The organism is Aeromicrobium sp., from assembly GCF_049586495.1.
In the GTDB taxonomy this organism is placed as follows: Bacteria; Actinomycetota; Actinomycetes; order Propionibacteriales; family Nocardioidaceae; genus Aeromicrobium.
Window position 1 is genome coordinate 1 of the sequence record NZ_JBAVCB010000131.1, and the last position, 4488, is coordinate 4488.

At 65.6% G+C, this 4488-nt stretch carries 6 protein-coding genes; 4 read left to right on the forward strand and 2 right to left on the reverse strand.

Annotation, left to right across the window (positions count from 1 at the left end; genetic code table 11):
• Together rpsI and rplM are read right to left on the reverse strand one after the other, a co-directional pair.
• On the reverse strand, window positions 1–287 hold a 287-nt coding region (gene rpsI / locus WB508_RS06970), incomplete at its 3' end, for a 30S ribosomal protein S9 (RefSeq protein ID WP_423844159.1).
• An 11-nt stretch (window positions 288–298) separates the two neighbouring features.
• Entirely contained in the window at window positions 299–742 is a 444-nt protein-coding gene (gene rplM / locus WB508_RS06975) for a 50S ribosomal protein L13 (protein ID WP_423844160.1), read from the reverse strand.
• Window positions 743–986: 244 nt separating this feature from the next.
• Here rplM and WB508_RS06980 point away from each other — a divergent pair, with 244 nt between their 5' ends.
• The 4 genes from WB508_RS06980 to WB508_RS06995 form a co-directional block, all read left to right on the forward strand.
• Window positions 987–2285: a citrate synthase gene (locus WB508_RS06980; RefSeq protein WP_423844161.1), complete on the forward strand. Its 1299-nt coding sequence runs from the start codon at window positions 987–989 to the stop codon at window positions 2283–2285.
• A gap of 48 nt (window positions 2286–2333) precedes the next feature.
• Window positions 2334–3125 carry a tRNA pseudouridine(38-40) synthase TruA gene (gene truA / locus WB508_RS06985; RefSeq protein WP_423844162.1) on the forward strand — a complete coding sequence of 264 codons (792 nt, stop codon included), beginning with the start codon at window positions 2334–2336 and terminating at the stop codon, window positions 3123–3125.
• Window positions 3122–3592: an NUDIX domain-containing protein gene (locus WB508_RS06990; protein ID WP_423844163.1), complete on the forward strand. Its 471-nt coding sequence runs from the start codon at window positions 3122–3124 to the stop codon at window positions 3590–3592. Before truA ends, WB508_RS06990 begins: the two co-directional genes overlap by 4 nt.
• 91 nt (window positions 3593–3683) lie before the next feature.
• The coding region (locus WB508_RS06995) for a hypothetical protein (RefSeq protein WP_423844164.1) at window positions 3684–4488 on the forward strand (805 nt) is incomplete at its 3' end.

Consider the following 4488-nt stretch of genomic DNA (forward strand, 5'->3'; position numbering starts at 1 on the left):
TCGAAGCGATCTTCCAGACCGGTGGCCGCGAAGGCCTCCTTGGCGATCTGCTGGTGCAGCTTGTTGGGGAGGTACTCCTCCAACGGCTTGCCGTTGACGGTCCACACACCCGTGCCGGGCACGATGCGCACCCGCGCAATGGCCTCCTTGCGGCGACCTGTCGCCGCGCCGGGGGCGACGGTGGCGGGCTGGTCGGAGACCACGGCGGAGCCGGTGGTCTCGGAGGTGTACGCGACGCCTTCGGCGTTGGGCGTGAATTCGGTCTCTTCGGTTGCAGTGTCGGCCACGATGTCAATCCTTACTGGGAGATCTGCGTGATCTCGAACGGCTGGGGCTTCTGGGCGGCGTGCGGGTGCTCGGGGCCGGAGTAGACCTTGAGCTTGGTGATGAGCTGGTCGCCGAGACGGTTCTTGGGAAGCATGCCGCGCACCGACTTCTCGATCGCCTTGCGTGCATCCTTCTCGAGCAGATCGCCATAGGCGATGGACTTCAGTCCGCCCGGGTACCCGCTGTGGCGGTAGGCCAGCTTGTCGGTGCGCTTGTTTCCCGACAGGGCGACCTTGGCCGCGTTGATGATGACGACGAAATCTCCGCCGTCCATGTGCGGGGCGAAGGTCGGCTTGTGCTTGCCACGCAGCAGCGTGGCGGCTTCGACAGACAGACGACCCAGGACAATGTCCTCGGCGTCAATGACATGCCACTGACGATCGAGGTCAGCAGGCTTGGGGCTGAACGTGCGCACGACAAGTTCCTTCTACTTCGGATGGAGTCTGGAATGTCGTCCGCAGCAGCACGGCTGGAACACACGTTGGTGACCAGCACAGAGCAGGCAAGAACGACGACACACAAGGGTAACCGCCGCTGGCACACGCGGTCAAAACGGGCGGCCCACCGCACCCCGTGCGGCGTGCGGGCCCCAGCCGGACTAGATTTGTGAGGCCAGCTCCACCTCGCTGGCGCGACGCCACCGTCACAGGAGACCCATCGTGACCGAGAAGCAGTCCTTGACCGTCCGCGACAACCGCACCGGTGAGGAGTACGAGCTCGACATCGTCGACGGAACCGTGCGCGCCAGCGACATGGGCCAGATCGGCAGGACCGATGACGAGCCCGGAATCGCCCTCTACGACCCCGGTTTCACCAACACTGCGTCAACCCGCAGCGCTGTCACCTACATCGACGGCGACAAGGGAATCTTGGAGTATCGCGGGTACCCCATCGAGCAGCTGGCTGAGCACTCCACCTTTTTGGAGGTCGCTTACCTGTTGATTCATGGCGAGCTGCCCACCCAGGAGCAGCACGAGCAGTGGGTGCACGAGATCACATTTCACACCTTCGTGCACGAGAACATGAAGCGGCAGCTGCAGGGCTTCCGTTACGACGCGCACCCCATGGGCATGCTGCTGTCGAGCGTGGGCGCCCTGTCGACCTTCTACCCTGAGGCGCGAGCCATCCGCGATCCACAGATCCGGCACGAGCAGATCGTTCGGCTGATCGCCAAGATGCCGACCCTCGGCGCGTGGAGCTTCCGTCACGCGCAGGGCAAGCCGTATGTGTACCCCGACAACAATCTCTCCTACACCGAGAACTTCCTGTCGATGCTGTTCAAGATGAGCGAGCAGGAGTACGACCCCGACCCGCGCATCTCCAGGGCGCTTGAAGTCTTGTTCATCTTGCATGCCGATCACGAGCAGAACTGCTCCACCAACGCGGTCCGCTCCGTCGGTTCCTCTGACGTCGACCCCTATTCAGCGGTCAGCGCTGGCATCGCAGCGCTGTACGGTCCGCTGCACGGCGGCGCCAATGAGGCCGTGCTCAAGATGCTGCGGCGGATCGGCTCGAAGGACAAGATTCCGGCGTTCATCGAGGGCGTCAAGAATGGCGACGAGAAGCTCATGGGCTTCGGGCACCGCGTCTACAAGAACTACGACCCGCGTGCCACGATCATCAAGAAGGCTGTCGATGACGTCTTTGAAGTCACCGGCGTCAGCCCGCTGCTGGAGATCGCCCAGGAACTAGAGCGCATCGCGCTGGAGGACGACTACTTCGTCAGCCGCAAGCTGTACCCGAACGTCGACTTCTACTCCGGCCTGATCTACGAAGCGCTCAAATTCCCGCCCGAGATGTTCACGGTGCTGTTCGCCATTCCCCGCACAGCCGGCTGGCTGGCGCAGTGGAAGGAGCTCGTGGACGACAAGGAGCAGAAGATCGCCCGCCCCAAACAGATCTACACCGGCGATCGCACGCTTGATTTCGTCCCGGCCGCCGAGCGCTGGAAGAAGTAGTAGCTGCAACTCGCGCTCGTCATGGTGGCCAGCAGATAGCGTGGCGGCGTGCGCCTGAGAATTGACCTCGCCTATGACGGCGCTGCGTTTCACGGGTGGGCAACGCAACCGGGGCTGCGCACCGTGCAAGGTGAGATCGAGACGGCCATCGCAACGGTCATGCGACTTCCCGCCCTCGCCTCGTTGACGGTCGCGGGTCGCACGGACACCGGGGTGCACGCGCGGGCGCAGGTAGCACACGTCGACCTGGACGAGGTCGACCCCGTCGTGCTGACCCGTCGGCTCCAACGAGTGCTGCCGGCCGACATCTCGATCCGAGAAGTCACCGAGGCAGTTGAGGGTTTCGATGCTCGGTTCGCAGCACTCGAACGTCGCTACATCTACCGACTCTGCGACACGATTCCCGATCCACTGACCCGCGGCACCGTGGTCACCCATCGTCGACCGCTCGACGTCGACGCCATGAACGCCGCGTCGACACATCTGCTCGGGGAGCACGATTTTGCGTCCTTCTGCAAGAAACGCGAGGGTGCCACCACGATTCGCGAGCTCCGCGAACTCGCATCGGTGCGAACCGGCGGACGGATCGAGACCACCGTGCGCGCCGACGCGTTCTGCCACTCGATGGTCCGATCCCTGATGGGCGCTCTCGTCGCGGTCGGCGAGGGCCGTCATGACCCGACCTGGGCCGGCGAAATCCTCGCCGGCGGGACCCGAGACGCCCGGGTCAGGGTCATGCCCGCGCACGGCCTGACCCTCGAGGAGATCGTTTATCCTCCCGACCACCTGTTGGCGGCACGGGTCGCGCAGTCGCGACGACGCCGGGACGATCCTCGGTGACCACGCACAGCTACGGCCTGCTGCCGTGGAGAAGCTCCGTCGACGGATTGGAGATATTGCTGGGGCACATGGGCGGACCGTTCTGGGCCAGCAAGGACGCGGGCGCGTGGACGATCCCCAAAGGCCTGCCTGAGGGCGACGAATCGCCCCTGCACACCGCACAGCGCGAATTCGCCGAGGAGCTCGGTCTGCCGGCCCCCACCGAGGGCTTCGTCGACCTCGGCGAGGTGGTGCAGTCCGGCGGCAAGACGGTGCGGGCCTGGGCCGTCGAGCACGCCGTCGATCCCAAGTCGATCCGTCCCGGTACCTTCGAGCTGGTCTGGCCGCCGAGGTCGGGCCGCGTGCAGTCGTTCCCGGAGATCGACCGGGTCAGGTGGATGTCGCCGGACCGGGCACGTGCCGTGATCGTCGCCGCCCAGGCCCAGCTGCTGGACCGCCTGGTGGCGCTGCTCGATCTTCAGCCTTAGCGTGATGCGGCCGTCGGAGCTCATCGCCCAGATCGGCCGCGAGATTTCTCGGATGCTGGATCAGCGGAGCACGCTGTCCTACCCTCGGGGGATGGCTTTACGGGGGCGTCGGCCCTGCTCTGCACTTCTGGTCCTGATCTGGGCTCTGATCCCCGTCGTCGCCCTCGCGACGCCGGCGTCTGCTGCACCCCCGGACCCGCCGGCGATGCAGTCCGGCTACGACGACGTGACCGTCGCGTATTACGAGTCCCCGTTCGTCGCGGGAACCAAGCCAGTCGGCACATCGGTCGTCGTCCAGCGGGTCTCCGATGGATCTGAGGTCGATTGCTTCGGCCAAGACATCCCCGACCTCACGGCGTGGACCTGCTCGATGAGCGCCCGCGAGTTCCCGCAGGACCCCGACACGGGGACCTTGGTCCAGCTGACTGCTCACGCAGTCAACGCTCAGGAAGAGGAGTCTGAGAAAACCCCGATCACGCTGCGCATCCAACCGTCCCGTTTCGGGGTCACCACGTCGCCGGACCTCCCCGACGGCGACCGGATCGTCCTCGAGGGATCACGCGAGATGCACGCTGGCGGCGTCCGATGGACCGTCACCCGCGACGACGACACCTTGGTGTCCTTCCAGCCGTGCGCCTTCGATGATCCCGACGAGGGCGAGACCTTCGTCTGCACGTATGACAGCGAGGCGACACCGGCGGGGACTGCCGCGGCCGGGCCGCCTGGAGCGACCGCGGCCCTGGCGTCCGGGTCGTACACCGCAAGGCTGCAGGAGTTCGCCGACGACGGCGCCACCGACCAGATCGACGAAATCGTCTTCGCCTTCACGGTCGGTTCGCCACCCGCGGTCGCTCCACCGCCTTCTCCGCCTCCTCCCCCGACCACCCAGACGCCGC